The 14,194-nt window shown below is 57.1% G+C and carries 12 protein-coding genes; 1 reads left to right on the forward strand and 11 read right to left on the reverse strand.

What is annotated here, in order from left to right; genetic code table 11:
- Positions 1-20: 20 nt before the first annotated feature.
- From Q3H59_RS11645 to Q3H59_RS11660, 4 genes are all read right to left on the reverse strand, one after another.
- Positions 21-1,541, reverse strand: a complete 1,521-nt coding sequence (locus tag Q3H59_RS11645) for a sugar ABC transporter ATP-binding protein (RefSeq protein WP_101764598.1) — start codon at positions 1,539-1,541, stop codon at positions 21-23.
- 9 nt (positions 1,542-1,550) lie between these two features.
- Complete coding sequence (locus tag Q3H59_RS11650; RefSeq protein WP_101764599.1) at positions 1,551-2,162, reverse strand: DUF2291 family protein; 612 nt, start codon at positions 2,160-2,162, stop codon at positions 1,551-1,553.
- A gap of 42 nt (positions 2,163-2,204) precedes the next feature.
- Positions 2,205-3,140 carry a D-ribose ABC transporter substrate-binding protein gene (locus tag Q3H59_RS11655; protein ID WP_192233605.1) on the reverse strand — a complete coding sequence of 312 codons (936 nt, stop codon included), beginning with the start codon at positions 3,138-3,140 and terminating at the stop codon, positions 2,205-2,207.
- 63 nt (positions 3,141-3,203) lie between these two features.
- On the reverse strand, positions 3,204-4,001 hold the full coding sequence (locus Q3H59_RS11660) for a GolD/DthD family dehydrogenase (protein ID WP_192413554.1): 798 nt from the start codon (positions 3,999-4,001) through the stop codon (positions 3,204-3,206).
- Positions 4,002-4,376: 375 nt separating this feature from the next.
- On the opposite strand from Q3H59_RS11660, the gene Q3H59_RS11665 reads away from it, so the two are divergent.
- A complete protein-coding gene (locus Q3H59_RS11665; protein ID WP_277974772.1) occupies positions 4,377-5,195 on the forward strand; it encodes a DeoR/GlpR family DNA-binding transcription regulator in 819 nt (272 codons plus the stop codon).
- Positions 5,196-5,323: 128 nt separating this feature from the next.
- Here Q3H59_RS11665 and cheZ read toward each other — a convergent pair whose 3' ends face one another.
- The 7 genes from cheZ to Q3H59_RS11700 all read right to left on the reverse strand — a co-directional run bounded on the left by cheZ (position 5,324) and on the right by Q3H59_RS11700 (position 14,043).
- On the reverse strand, positions 5,324-5,965 hold the full coding sequence (cheZ, locus tag Q3H59_RS11670) for a protein phosphatase CheZ (protein ID WP_101764603.1): 642 nt from the start codon (positions 5,963-5,965) through the stop codon (positions 5,324-5,326).
- Positions 5,966-5,974: 9 nt separating this feature from the next.
- On the reverse strand, positions 5,975-6,364 hold the full coding sequence (gene cheY / locus Q3H59_RS11675) for a chemotaxis response regulator CheY (RefSeq protein ID WP_008102871.1): 390 nt from the start codon (positions 6,362-6,364) through the stop codon (positions 5,975-5,977).
- A 39-nt stretch (positions 6,365-6,403) separates the two neighbouring features.
- On the reverse strand, positions 6,404-7,453 hold the full coding sequence (locus tag Q3H59_RS11680) for a chemotaxis response regulator protein-glutamate methylesterase (RefSeq protein WP_008102868.1): 1,050 nt from the start codon (positions 7,451-7,453) through the stop codon (positions 6,404-6,406).
- Positions 7,450-8,325, reverse strand: coding sequence for a protein-glutamate O-methyltransferase CheR (gene cheR / locus Q3H59_RS11685; protein WP_101764604.1), 876 nt, complete (start codon positions 8,323-8,325; stop codon positions 7,450-7,452). Before cheR ends, Q3H59_RS11680 begins: the two co-directional genes overlap by 4 nt.
- Before the next feature lie 103 nt (positions 8,326-8,428).
- Positions 8,429-10,105, reverse strand: a complete 1,677-nt coding sequence (locus tag Q3H59_RS11690) for a methyl-accepting chemotaxis protein (protein WP_137385648.1) — start codon at positions 10,103-10,105, stop codon at positions 8,429-8,431.
- Positions 10,106-10,330: 225 nt separating this feature from the next.
- Positions 10,331-11,992 carry a methyl-accepting chemotaxis protein gene (locus tag Q3H59_RS11695; RefSeq protein WP_192233601.1) on the reverse strand — a complete coding sequence of 554 codons (1,662 nt, stop codon included), beginning with the start codon at positions 11,990-11,992 and terminating at the stop codon, positions 10,331-10,333.
- 371 nt (positions 11,993-12,363) lie between these two features.
- Entirely contained in the window at positions 12,364-14,043 is a 1,680-nt protein-coding gene (locus Q3H59_RS11700; RefSeq protein ID WP_192413556.1) for a methyl-accepting chemotaxis protein, read from the reverse strand.
- Positions 14,044-14,194 lie beyond the last annotated feature (151 nt).

Raw genomic sequence — 14,194 nt, forward strand, 5'->3', positions numbered from 1 at the left:
CGTTTTACTCTCCAGCGGGCTCAATCATGTGGCGTTGAGGCGCTAATCAGGGCTTCGCGCGTGGCCGCCGCGCGCGGTAAATCGGCGGTGATGCGACCATCCGCCATCACCAGAATACGGTCAGCCAGCGCCATCACTTCATCCAGTTCGGACGAGGAGAACATCACCGCCAATCCCTGCTGCGCCAGGTTGCCAATCAGGTGATAAACATCGGTTTTTGCCCCCACATCAATGCCGCGCGTGGGCTCATCCAGCAGCACCACCTGCGGCCCGGTCATCAGGGCTTTGCCCAGCACCACTTTTTGCTGATTGCCGCCGCTTAAGGAGGTGATCGGCAGCTCGGGATCGCTGACCTTGATGGCGAGATGGCCAATCATTTCATCCACACGGCGCTGCTCGTTGTGCGGATTGAGCTTGCGCCAGCAGCGGCGGAAACCCCGCAGGCTGAGATCGCTGAGCGTCATGTTGGCGGTGATCGACATCAGCTGTACCACGCCTTCGGTTTGACGATCTTCCGGCACCAGCGCGATACCTTTTTTCAGTCGCTGCTGGAAACTGCGCTTCTCCAGCGCTTCGCCGTTCAGACTGACGCTGCCCGACTGACAGTGCATCATGCCAATCAACCCTTTGAACAACTCGGTGCGCCCGGCGCCCAGCAAACCGTAGATGCCAATCACTTCGCCTTTTCGCAGCGAGAAAGAGACATCATTGAGCTTGTAACCGCCGTTTTGATGCAGCGCGGTCAGCCCGTTGACGCTGAGTACCGTTTCACCCTGCGTCGCCGGTTGGTAATCGAAGTGTTTCTTCTTGTCGCCCACCATCTGCTCGATGATCCACGGAATTGAGGCGTCGCGGACTTCGCGTTCGCTGATGAAGCGCCCGTCGCGGAAGATGGTGATGTGATCGCCAATCTCCATCAGCTCTTCCAGCCGATGTGAGATATAGATAATGGTGACGCCGCGCCGTTTAAGCTGGTCGATGACGTTGAACAGCACTTTCACTTCTGACTGGCTGAGCGCGCTGGTCGGTTCATCCATGATCAGCACGCGCGTGTCCTTGGACAGCGCGCGGGCGATCTCCACCAGCTGCTGATGGCCGATACCGAGTTCAGCCAGCGGCGCGTAGGGATCGACATCCAGCTCCAGCCGTTCCAGCAATGCTTTGGCGAGCGAATACTGATACTTCTCGTTGATCACGCCGCGCTGGAAAAACTCATTGGCCATGAAGATGTTGTCCATCACGTTCATATTGGGAAACAGGTTCAGCTCCTGAAAAATAATGCTGATGCCCTGTTTTTCCGCCTGATGCGTGGAGCTCAGCGACACTGCTGCGCCGTCCAGCAGAATCTCGCCGGATGACGGGATCTCCACGCCCGCCAGCATTTTCATCATGGTGGATTTGCCGGCACCGTTTTCGCCAATCAGCACGTTAACTTTATTGCGATAGACGCGGTAATTGACCTGATCCAGCGCGGTGACGCCGGGATAGATGCGCGACACGTTGCGGGTTTCAATGATCACGTCATGTTGAGGCTGTTGCATATCCGCTCCTTACTGACGTGTAATCGCCGCAGGCGTCACATTCGGCACCTGTTCCGGCGTATCAAAGCTGCTAAACACGCCAGCCAGCTGCACTTTGTCACCCACTTTGGGCTTGAAAGCACTCATCATGTTCGCCGCTTGCTGATTGATCGCGCGACTGTAATCGCCGAACAGCACCTGATCGTTAAAGTCCTGATAGCTGGCACCTTTGTAGGCATCACGCAACACCGTGCCGGGAAAAATCGGGCCAACCTGCACCGTGACAGTGTCACCGGACACATCTTTCACTGTCATCCGACCGTTACGCGACGTGGTGTTAACCGCCGTGATTTCACCGCTCACGTTGACACTGAACACGCACGGGTTCTCTTCCTGACTGCGATAGCCATAAGTTTTACAAGCGCTATCAAAATCTTTGGCGGATTTCAGCGCATTCAACAACTCAGCCACCGGCTTCGCATCATGTTGAACTTGCGGTACCAGTTTCTGTTGCCACGTTTGGGCAATATTGCCCATTTTGGGATTGGGAGGATTTTTCAGGTCGGCCAGCTCCTGCTGCGACACAATGCGGCAACCGCTAAGGATCACGACAGGAAGCAGTAACCAGAGTCGTCTGTGCATCACATTCTCCTGGGCGCCCGATCTACGGGCGCACCGCATTGATTACGACTTGAAGTTAAAGTCCTGCACGCCTTTGGCGTTGTCTGGCGTAATGAGAATGCCGCGGAACATCACGCGCTGCTTCTCAGGCTTGGTGCCTTTCTGAATAAAGTTGTCGAGGTCGGTCACGCCCTGTGCGGCGATGGCTTGTGCCTGCAGCATCACCGTGGCTTTCAGATCCCCTTTTTCCACCGCGTCACGTTCATCATTGCTGCCGTCAATGCCGACCACGATGACGTCGTTACGGCCTGCCGCTTTCAGAGCTGCAATCGCACCCAGCGCCACGGGGCCGTTACCGCAGATCACGCCTTTTACATCCGGATGCGCCTGCAGAATGCTGTCCATGATGCGTTTGCCGTCAATCAGCGTGCCTTTGGCATCCTGACGCGCCACGCTTTTCATATCGGGATATTGGTCGAGCACCTGATGGAAGGATTTGGAGCGTGTGACGCAGTTGTTGTCAGCAAGGTTACAGGTGAGTTCCGCGTAGCTGCCCTTTTCCCCCATCTTCTCCACAAACACGTTTGCCACGTCGGAGCCGGCCTGGAAGTTGTTGTGGGTGATCTGCGCCAGCGCCACGTCATCCACCGGGATTTCGCGGTTGATCAGCACCACCGGAATGCCGGCATCTTTGGCTTTTTTAATCGCGGCGACGCTGGCGGTGGAGTCGGCGTTATCCAGCACGATGCCCTGCACCTTTTTGCCGATGGCGGCATCAATCAGTTCACTTTGCTTTTTCACATCTTCGCCATGCGACAGCACGCTGGTTTTATAGCCCAGCTCCTGCGCTTTGAGGTTGGCACCTTTGGCTTCGGAGGCGTAATACGGGTTATCCAGCGAGTTCACCAGGATCATGATGGTGCCTTTATCGGCAGCGAAACTGGCTTGGGAGATCAGGCAACTGGCAATAGCAGTTAACAGCAGGGTACGTTTTTTCATGGTGAGGTTCTCTCATTGTTATAGTGGGTCACGCAGGGTCAGCCGTTCTGGTGTTGGCGCGGCTTACCAGATGGTAAAGCCACCGTCGATCATCAAATCTGCGCCGGTGATCATGTCGCTGCCGTTGCTGGCGAAGAACAGCACCGCGGCGGCGATTTCGTCGGTATAGGCAAAGCGTCCCAGCGGGATCAGCTTTTTCATCTGCTCGCCCTTCTCACCGCGCCAGGCTTTTTCACCCATCGGCGTCAGCACCACGGTGGGCGATAAGGTATTGACGTTAATGCGATAGGGAGCGAACTCTTTGGCCATCACTTTGGTCATGCCGAGCAGACCGGCTTTGGCGGAGGTGTAAGCAACGTGGTTGTCGATAGCGATGGAGGCGGCCTGCGACGCAATGTTGATGATTTTGCCGCCGTTACCGGCGCGCACCATGCGTTTACCGGCCTCCTGCGAGCAGAGGAAAGGACCGGTGAGATTGACGTCGATCTGCTTCTGCCACTCGGCAAAATCGGTTTCTAACACCGGTTGCAACATCACGTAGCCCGCGCAGTTCACCAGGATATCAATCTGACCGTAATGCTGTTCGACGCGATCAAATGCCGCTTCAACCGAGGCCGGATCGGTCACGTCGCAGCACACCAGCAGCACGCGATCGGCAGCAAATTGATCCTGCACGCCCGCCACTTTGTCACTTTCGAAGGGCGGATAAAGCAGCGCCAGCCGTGCGCCCTTCTCCAGCAGCATGGCATTACTGGCCATCGCAATCCCGCCCAGCCCGCCGGTGACTACCGCCACTTTGCCGGTTAAATCCTGCTCAATGTTCACGCCGTAGCGCAGGTTAACGTCATATTCCCCACTCATCGTCTCTCTCCATAATGGTGTACGGCGGCGCTGGTTATTACTGGCCGGGTTATCGTTTTTACAAACATCATTTTCGAACAAAAATATAAGCTATCGATTAATAATGGTTTGTGGAGGAGATCAAATTTCATACAAATTGCAGCAATAAAATTATCTTGATGATTTTGTTGAATTTGCACAATTCACCGCCTTCAGGACATGGAGCGAGCTGCTGACGGCTTTCTGCGAAATCAATCGCATAGCAAATGATGATTTTCATTCGAAAACGAATGTTTCTGGAAGCTATCTCGCAAATGGCCAAATCGCAGAGTAAAATCAGCTCGGGTTTCCTTATTGGCGAAACCAGACCGTGATTGGAAAGAGGGAGCATTTCGATTGAAAAGCAAAACTGAGCAGCTGGCAGATATGCAGCAGCGCCGTGAGAAGATTCTGGAGATGATCCGCGAAGACGGCACCGTCACGGTTAAAGCGCTGACCGATACCTTCGGCCTGACCGAAGCCACCATTCGCACCGACTTGCGCATGTTGCAGCAAGAGGGGCACGTACAGCGTTATCACGGCGGCGCCACGCTGATGACCGGCAAGCAGAATACCGGCGCGATGTTGCTGGAGCGCCAAACACATCTTGAAGAAAAACAGGCGATTGGCCGCCTTGCCGCGCAGCATGTGGAAAATGGCGACACGGTGATTTTCGATTCCGGTACCACCACCACGGCGATTGCCGAGGCGATCAGCCATATCCGTCGTTTATCGGTAATTACCACGGCGGTGAATATCGCGCTGAAGCTGGGCGGCGAGCCGGGTATCAATATTTTGCTGACCGGCGGCACTTTTAAGTTCCCGACGCTTTCGACTTCAGGTGAGAAAGCCGCCTCGTTTTTCGAAAACGTGCTGGCGGAGAAGCTGTTTCTTGCCACGGCCTGTATCTCACCGCGTCTCGGTTTGAGCTTTCCCAGCGAGACCGATATCAAGGTGAAAATGGCGATGATCAAGTCAGCCAACAGCGTGTATGTGGTGGCGGATTCCAGCAAGATCGATAAGGTGTCGATGTTCGCGCTGCCGTGCGACTGGAGCCATATTCACTATCTGATTACCGATAGCGGCATTTCGCCGGCGCAGGTCGCGGCGTTTGAGGCGTTAGGCGTGCAGGTGTTGGTGGCGCAGTCGGCGTTGGCGCAGAAGCGCGCGGTGTAAGGTGCGGTGCGCGCTGTCCCTCACCCCGGCCCTCTCCCGCAAGCGGGCGAGGGAGACGCTGCCATATGCAGGCCCGAACGGTTCCCTCTCCCACCTGTGGGAGAGGGTTAGGGTGAGGACAAACGTGTTTAAAACCCTAAGCTATCCAGCAGGTCATCAACCTGATCCTGGTTCGCCACCACGCCGGGTGCATTGGCGTGGATCTGCGGACCGTTCAGCAGGCTGTTGCCCTCTTTACGCGCCGCGGCGTTGGCTTCTGGCATATTCTCCAGTAGCACCATCAACAGCTGACGCTCGATCTCCTGGATCACATCCATCATGCGCTTGATCACCTGACCGGTCAGGTCCTGGAAATCCTGTGCCATCATGATTTCGAGCAACTGCTTATTGGTGTACGACGTGTGTCCCGGAACGTCAGTCAGGAACTGGCGCGTATCCGAAACCAACTCGCGCGCATCTGTCAGTTCAATCGGATTTTCAAACCACGCATCCCAACGGCCTTTCAGCTGGTTGGCGCCGGCTTCCATTTGGTCCTGGTGTGGCTGCGCTGCTTCAACGCAGTTCAACGCACGTTCTGCCGCTTGCGCCGTCATTTGCACAACATAATCCAGACGATCGCGCGCATCAGGAATCGCTTCCGCCGCTTCAGCAATTGCCTGGTCTAACCCCAGCTCACGCAAACTGTCACGCAACATGCGCGTCAGTGAGCCGATGCGGGTAATAATGTCGTGTGCCGAGGCTTCTTCGGTTGATTTCGGAAGGTCGCTCATCACATCTCCTTACATACCCAGTTTTTCGAATATTTTGCCTAACTTCTCTTCCAGCGTGGCCGCCGTGAACGGCTTCACCACGTAGCCGCTGGCGCCCGCCTGCGCGGCCGCGATGATATTCTCTTTCTTCGCTTCCGCGGTCACCATCAGCACCGGCAGTTTGTTCAGCGTGGCGTCAGCACGGATGGTTTGCAGCAGCTCCAGACCGTCCATGTTCGGCATGTTCCAGTCGGAAACTACGAAATCAAAGCCACCGGCACGCAGTTTGGTCAGCGCATCGACGCCATCTTCTGCTTCTTCAACGTTATTGAATCCAAGCTCTTTCAGCAGGTTACGGACAATACGACGCATCGTATTGAAGTCATCCACCACCAAAAAGCGCATATTTTTATCAGCCATATCTACTCCCGTGTTGTCTCGTCCAGCAGGACGGGCTCGTTAAATTCGCAATGCCTGTCCGGCGCTAATTTTCGCCAGCATGTGCTGACTGATGTGGCCTAAATCGACCACTTCACTGGTGCCGCCCATCGCAATCGCTTCGCGCGGCATACCAAATACCACGCAGCTGGCTTCATCCTGCGCGATGGTCCAGGCGCCCGCGCGATGCATTTCCAGCATCCCGGCCGCGCCGTCGTTACCCATCCCGGTCAGAATCACACCCACCGCATTTCGTCCTGCGTGCACCGCCACCGAACGGAACAGCACATCCACCGATGGCTTGTGTCGGTTCACTGGCGGACCGTCATTCAGTTTCACCACATAGTTGGCCCCGCTTCGGCCCAGCTCCATGTGCATGGCGCCCGGCGCGATATAGGCGTGGCCGGGCAGAATACGCTCGCCGTCTTCCGCTTCTTTCACGGTGATTTGGCACAATTTATTCAGACGCTCGGCAAACGAGCGCGTAAAGCCTGGCGGCATATGCTGGGTAATCAGCAGCGCCGGGCTGGTCGCCGGCAGCGGCTGCAGCACATGGCGAATCGCCTCGGTGCCGCCGGTGGAAGAGCCAATGGCGATCAGCTTTTCACTGCTCAGCAACGGGCCCGCTTTCAACGTGACGGGCATCGGCGTGGAGGCACGCACATGCAGCTTGGCGCGCGCGGCGGCGCGGATCTTGTCAGCAATCATCTGGCTATACGCCAGCATGCCTTCGCGGATGCCGAGCTGTGGCTTGGTGACAAAATCCACCGCACCCAACTCCAGCGCGCGCAGCGTCACTTCTGAACCTTTACCGGTCAGCGAGGAGACCATCACCACTGGCATCGGACGCAGGCGCATCAGCTTCTCGAGGAAATCGAGGCCATCCATGCGCGGCATCTCCACATCCAGCGTCAATACTTGCGGGTTGTACTGTTTGATTAAATCCCGCGCCACCAGCGGATCGGGCGCACTCGCGACCATCTCCATATCGGGATGGCTGTTGATGATTTCGGTCATCAACTGTCGCATCAGCGCAGAGTCATCCACGCACATCACGGTGATTTTGCTCATCGTCTTTCCTTGCTCAGTCCATAGACTGTCTGTCCACGCAGCCAGAACTCTTTGCTGATCTGACTAAAGTTCTCTGAATGCCCGGCAAACAGCAGACCGCCGGGTTTCAGCAGAGGCACGAAACGGCGCAGAATCTGTTCCTGCGTCTCTTTATCGAAATAGATCATCACGTTGCGACAGAAAATAGCGTCGAACGGACCCGGCAACGCCCAGTCGTGTGCCAGTAAATTCAGTTGCGTATAGTTCACCATGTTGGCGAGGTCGGAACGCACGCGCACCATGCCTTCATGCGGACCGGTGCCGCGCAGGAAAAAGCGCTGCAGCTGCGACTGCGATAGCGTGCGTAGCTCTTCCTGGCGATACACGCCGGCCACGGCTTTCTCGAGCACCTGGGTATCGATATCGCTGGCGTGGACCTGGAATTTACCCGGACCGGTGCCCAGCGTTTCCGCCAGCGTCATGGCGATGGAGTACGGCTCTTCGCCGGTTGAGGCGGCGGTGCTCCACACGCTGTAGTTACCCGTGCGCTTACGCGCATGATCCGCGAGGATCGGAAAGTGATGCGCCTCGCGGAAGAAAGAGGTCAGATTGGTGGTCAGCGCGTTAATAAACGCCTGCCACTCCGCACTGTTTTGGTCTTGCTCCAGCAGCGCCAGATAGCGGCCAAAGTCATCAATATTCAGCATGCGCAGACGACGCACTAAACGGTTGTAAACCATCTCGCGTTTGTGGTCGGCCAGCACAATGCCCGCGCGCTGATAGATCAGCTGGCTAATGCGACGAAAATGCGTATCTGAGAGCGGTAACCGCTGCACCATTTGCGAGAGCAGCGTGGTCGCTTCACTTTGATCCAATAACGTCGATTTCTTCATTTCAGGTCACCCGGCAACAAACTGTTTAAATTGTGATACTGCGGTTGCTACTGTGCTGCCAGTCGCGCCATTCTCATGGGCCGCCTTGCGGCGGCCACAAGGATTAAAAGGTTTCCCAGTTATCGTCAGTGCTACGTGCGCCTGCCGGTGCCAGTGCTTTTGGCGTGCCGGAACGCAAATTTTTTGCCGCTGTAGATACGTTAACGGCCTGAACGACAAATTCTTTACCGATATTGAACACCGCAACCGACTGTTTCAGTCGGCTGGCCTGATCTTCCAGCGCGGCCGCCGCCGTTGCCGACTCTTCGACCAGCGCGGCGTTCTGCTGCGTCACGCGATCCATCTCGTTCACCGCCAGACCGACCTGATCGATACCACGGCTCTGCTCGTCCGACGCCGAGGCAATTTCGCCCATGATGTCGGTGACCCGCGTGACCGCATTCACGATGTTGGTCATGGTTTCCCCGGCGCTCTCCACCAGCACGGAACCGGTGTTGACACGGCTGACCGAATCCTCGATCAATCCTTTAATCTCTTTCGCCGCCTGCGCGCTGCGCTGTGCCAGACTGCGCACCTCGCCCGCTACCACGGCAAATCCACGTCCCTGCTCACCGGCGCGTGCTGCTTCTACCGCAGCGTTCAGTGCGAGGATATTGGTCTGGAAGGCAATGCCGTCGATCACGCTGATGATGTCAGCGATTTTCTTCGAGCTGCCGGTGATCTCTTTCATGGTAGTCACCACGCCATCCACCACTTTGCCGCCCTGCTGCGCGGTCTCCGAGGCGGTGAGCGCCAGCTGTGACGCCTGACGGGCATTTTCGGCGTTCTGCTTCACCGTGGCGGTTAACTGCTCCATGCTGGCAGCGGTCTCTTCCAGCGAAGCCGCTTGCTGCTCGGTACGCGAGGAGAGATCGTTGTTGCCCATGGCGATTTCACTCGCACCGGTGTAGATCGCATCGGAACCGTCACGCACGGTACGCACCGTCCGCGCCAGCTCTTGCTGCATCTCTTGCACCGAGGTGAGCAGCTCGCCCATCTCGTTGCGCACCGTGATCTCCACCTGCTGCGTCAAATCGCCACGCGCGATGTGACGAATGTGCTCGATGCTGTGCTTTAGCGGACGGATCAGCACCGTACGCATGCCGCTCCACACCAGCGCAATCACCAGCAAGGTCACCAGCAGCGTGCCGACCACCAGCATGATGGATTGGTTGTAAGCCGCCTCATTGGCTGCAATGCCCTGATTGGCGAGCACAATGTTGTAGCTCAACCATTCGTTGTAATCCTTAGCAAACTTGTCCTGGAATCCCTGCGTCGGCTGATCGACAAATCCTTTGAAATTTCCACTACTGAGGAAATCGATCAACTCACCCAATGCTCCGCGATAGGCGTTGTAGTTGGCCTGTAGCGTCAGCACGTTCTCGGCCTTTTTGCCCTTTTCAGACAGGTTGGCGTTAAATTCGGCAAAACCCTCATCAGCGTGCTTCAACTCCTCACTCGCCAGCGCCACCAGATCTTTCACGGTTGCGCCTGAGCCAGCCTGCTGACTGTCCAGCAGGTAACGGATCCCCGCACGGTTCAGCGTGTTACGCGCCTGAACCAGCGATACCCATGAGGTGCCCATTGCCCGCTGCAGCGTGCTAAGTCGCTGGTTATAGGCAAAATTTTCTTTATCGGCTTTGACCGTGGAGTAGAACACTCCACCGGAGAACAGCTGCAGTAAGGCAAACAGCGCCAGCACGCACAGCAGACCGGATACAACACGAATACGACTAAACATAAACACCTCATTGGTTGGCGGATCGCCTCTGTTATCGGCTTTTCTGAGGGGATCTTTATGTGTGTTCGCAGGGGTTGGACCAGCGGGGGGTTGATGGGTGCTCGCTGTCCCTCACCCTAACCCTCTCCCGCAGGCGGGAGAGGGAATTGATCGAGCTAACATATGGCAGCGTCTCCCTCTCCCGTTTACGGGAGAGGGCCGGGGTGAGGGGAAGCAACTCAGAACTTAAAACGTCTCCCAGTTACCCTCACTCACCGGCGCGGCAGCCGCTTTACGCGGTGCGCTGGCGATCTGGCGCACCGTGCTCGCCTTTGGTTGCGCCTGTGCGGCGCGCGGAATGCGGAACACCGATACCGACTGGCTCAGGCGGCTCGCCTGCTCTTCCAGTGATGCGGCGGCGGCGGCGGACTCTTCCACCAGCGAGGCGTTCTGCTGGGTGACGCGGTCCATCTCGGTCACCGCTTGTCCCACCTGATCGATACCACGGCTCTGCTCATCCGATGCCGAGGCGATTTCGCCCATAATATCGGTGACGCGCGTGACGGCGCCGACGATATCGTTCATGGTTTCTCCGGCGGTGCCGACCAGCTGCGAGCCGTTGTTGACGCGGTTCACCGAATCTTCGATCAAGCCTTTGATCTCTTTCGCCGCCTGCGCACTGCGCTGCGCCAGGTTGCGCACTTCACCAGCCACTACAGCAAAACCACGGCCCTGTTCACCGGCGCGTGCTGCTTCTACCGCCGCGTTCAGCGCCAGGATATTGGTCTGGAAGGCGATGCCATCGATCACGCTAATAATGTCGGCGATCTTCTTCGAGCTGCCGGCGATATCCTGCATGGTACGCACCACGCCATCGACCACCTCGCCGCCTTTGCGCGCGGTATCCGACGCGCTCAGCGCCAGCTGCGACGCCTGACGCGCATTCTCGGCATTCTGTTTCACCGTCGCGGTGAGCTGCTCCATGCTGGCCGCCGTCTGCTCCAGCGAGGCGGCCTGCTCTTCAGTGCGCGCCGACAGATCGTTATTCCCGGCGGCGATTTCGCTGGCGCCGGTGAAAATCGCATCGGAACCGTCACGTACATTGCCCACGGTGCTGACCAGCGACTGCTGCATTTCATGCAGGCTTCCCGCCAGCTGGCTCATTTCGTTGCGCCCTTCCACCACGATATTTTGCGTGAGATCGCCCGCAGCAATATGGCGAATATGCGCCAGCAGCTGGTGCAGCGGCTGAATCAGCACGCTACGCAGGCCGAACCAACAGCCAACGATCACCGCAATCACCACCAGCGCCACCGACGCCAGCAGCCACATCATGGTGTGGAAGGCGCGCTGATTCTGCGCCACGCCTTCTGCCGCCAATGTGCTTTGCTCCGTCCGCCACTCTTCGTAAGTGGCTTTCATCGCGACCTGTTTAGCTTCGATGTTCTGCGCAAACATGCCTTGCAGATCGTTGGCTTTCAGGCGATCCAGCATCGCTTTCAACCCGTCGTTGAAAGCGGCGTAGTTCGCTTCCAGCTTATCGCGCAACGCGTCTGGCAAGCCTGGCGTGGCCGGCAAGTCGTAGTAGCGTTGATAGTGGCCGGCAGCCACATTGAGTTGTTTTTCCGTCTGGGCGATTAAGGCACTCAGCTGACCGCCATTCGACTGCGCGGCCATGGTGCCCTGCATACGCAACATGGCGCGGTTGAGTACGGTGCGGGTTTGGTTCAGTTCAATCCAGGCGTCTGACATCGCGCCAACGTTGTTGGAGGAGATCTGCGCTACCGCAAACGCCTCTTTATCTTTTTGTAAGGCGGACCAGAACAGGCCACCCGACAGTAATTGTAAAGCGCCAAACACCAGTAATACGGCGATTAAACTGGTCACTACATTGATTCGTTTTAACATGGGATCTCCAGGGATGCGTTTCGGCTCCCCCAGTTATCGACCGGCAATCTGAATTTTTCAGGGTGCTTAAGCTACTTTACGAATTAAAACTCTGCGTTTGCGCATGATTGCAGTGTTTTATAACTAAAGAAATTAACAGTAAAAAAAATGCGCCTTTATCGGGTGAGCGATAAAGGCGCATTGGGTGGTGCGGGTTGTCCCTCACCCCGGCCCTCTCCCGCAGGCGGGAGAGGGAGACGCTGCCACATGCTGGCTCGGACAGTTCCCTCTCCCGCCTGCGGGAGAGGGAGACGCTGCCACACGCTGGCTCGGACAGTTCCCTCTCCCACGTGTGGGAGAGGGTTAGGGTGAGGGACCGACCACTCAGAAACTTAAAACGTCTCCCAGTTACTCTCCCCAGCCGCGGCGGTCAGCGCTTTACGCGGTGCGCCGATCGTGGGTGGTGCGATCTGCGGATGACGCACGCCGCTTCTGGCCTGCGGCTGCGTTTGCGCCGCGCGCGGTACGCGGAACACCGCCACCGACTGGCTCAGGCGACTGGCCTGCTCTTCCAGCGAGGCCGCCGCCGCCGCAGACTCTTCCACCAGCGAGGCGTTCTGCTGCGTCACGCGATCCATCTCCGTCACCGCCTGGCCGACCTGATCGATACCACGGCTCTGCTCATCCGATGCCGAGGCAATTTCGCCCATGATGTCGGTGACGCGCGTTACCGCATTAACGATATCGCTCATGGTCTCACCAGCGGTGCCCACCAGTTCAGATCCGCTGTTCACGCGGCTGACGGAGTCTTCAATCAACCCTTTAATCTCTTTCGCCGCCTGCGCGCTGCGCTGGGCCAGATTACGGACTTCACCCGCGACCACCGCAAAGCCACGGCCTTGCTCACCGGCGCGCGCCGCTTCTACCGCCGCGTTCAACGCCAGAATATTGGTCTGGAAGGCAATGCCATCGATAACGCTGGTGATGTCGGCGATCTTCTTCGAACTGCCGGCGATGTCGCTCATGGTGCGCACCACGCCTTGCACCACATCACCGCCCTTCTGCGCGGTTTCGGAAGCACTCAGCGCCAGCTGCGACGCCTGACGCGCGTTTTCGGCGTTCTGCTTCACGGTGGCGGTCAGCTGTTCCATGCTGGCGGCGGTCTGCTCCAGTGAAGCCGCCTGCTCTTCGGTACGTGCCGAGAGATCGTTGTTGCCCGCAGAGATTTCGCTCGCTCCGGTAAAGATGGCATCCGAACCGTCACGCACATCACTTACCGTGCGCACCAGCGACTGCTGCATCTCATGCAGGCTTTCCGCCAGCTGGCTCATTTCGTTGCGTCCTTCGACCGCGATGCGCTGCGTCAAATCGCCCTGCGCAATGTGCTGAATATGCTGGATATTCTCATTAAGCGGCTTGATGAGGATTTTGCGCATGCCAAACCAGCACAGCACAATCACCGCCACCACAATCGCCAGCACCGCGCCTAACAGCCAGATCATGTGATCGTAGGCTGAGCTGTTGGCTTCGACGCCCGCCGCAGTCAGGCGATCCTGATCGGCACGCCATTGGCGGTACTCTTTCAGGAAGGCGTTTTGGCTTGGCGCAACCGGCGCTTTGGCTGCCAGATCGAGATCTTTTGCGACCAACGCGTCCTGCAACTGGCCTAGCGCGCTGGCATAGGCGGTATAGGTTTGATCGAGACGTTTGTTGAGCGCGGCATCCTGTCCCGGCGTGTCCGGCGTCGCTTTAAACAGCTGGTAGTTATCGGCGGCCTCTTTCTGGAAGGCTTTGCTGTCGCCGTACAAACCGGCGATATCCGCTTCGGTACCGGTCAGTTTGCTGGTTGCCATGCGCAGCTGAATGCGGGTTAACACCACACGGCTCTGATTGAGGCTCATGTAGGCGTCGTTGATGGCGGCGGTGTTTTTGCTCGCCAGTTGTGAAACGTTAAAACTGTTTTTGTCATCGCTTAGCGCTTTAAAAAACAGTGAGCCGGATGCCAGCTGTAAAAAGCCAAACACTAACAACACCAGCAATAAGCTGGTGACCACGCGGATTCTCGTAAACATAGTTTGCCCTGGAAAATGAAGGAAAAAATCGTACCGATCGGTTATCGACCAGGGGCGGAGAAGATTGAGGGATATTACAGCGATTTTTTGCGGATTTATTGTTGATTTGTAAGGAATTAATTAATGTGTGTAATGATAACGGGCCGCAGCA

Origin of the sequence: Pantoea sp. SORGH_AS_0659, from assembly GCF_031453915.1 — a bacterium.
Classification (GTDB): domain Bacteria; phylum Pseudomonadota; class Gammaproteobacteria; order Enterobacterales; family Enterobacteriaceae; genus Pantoea; species Pantoea leporis.